This is a genomic window from Psychrobacter sp. 1U2, assembly GCF_051847575.1.
In genome coordinates, this window is record NZ_JBPYDC010001471.1 from 1 (window position 1) to 594 (window position 594).

Sequence of the window (594 nt, forward strand, 5' to 3'; positions counted from 1 at the left end):
TTATGAATGATGATGGCGGAAAAGTCATCTCAGATATGCTCAGAGGTCAAATCATAAAAAACAAAACCATTGGTGGACAAAAGATAGAGCTTGGCAAATGCGAGTTTTATAGTTGCATGCTGGTGCTAAATAAATCAGGTGAGCAACCAGCGAAAGACAGCTAGGTATGATAGCTAAGCTCAATAACAGTGAGTCCAATAGTAGTCAGCTTATTAACCATGTCTCGACATGGCAGCGCCTATATCCGCAGTCTGATAATGTGGTTGCCAATGTAGATAACGCCGTTATAACCCCAGATAACCGCGGGCTGGCTTATGGAGATGGATTCTTTACTACCATAGGTGTCATTGAAGGCTCGATATTATGGCCAGAGTATCATTATCAAAGACTGCTCTCTCACGCTCATGCATTACAATTAGACGTCGATAGCGACTCGCTACTCACCACTTTGCAAGCCCACGCTCAGCAGCTACAACAAGGGGTGATAAAAGTCATCATCACGCGTGCTGTACAAGCTGTGCGTGGTTATGGTTTTGCAGCAGATATGGATGCTAGCTCTTGTGAGGTTTGGTTAAAAGCAACCGCTATGACTAT

General features: G+C 43.9%; 1 protein-coding gene. It reads left to right on the forward strand.

From position 1 onward, the window contains the following. Positions 1-166: 166 nt before the first annotated feature. The coding region (locus ACS8FD_RS22690) for an aminotransferase class IV (protein ID WP_439277520.1) at positions 167-594 on the forward strand (428 nt) is incomplete at its 3' end.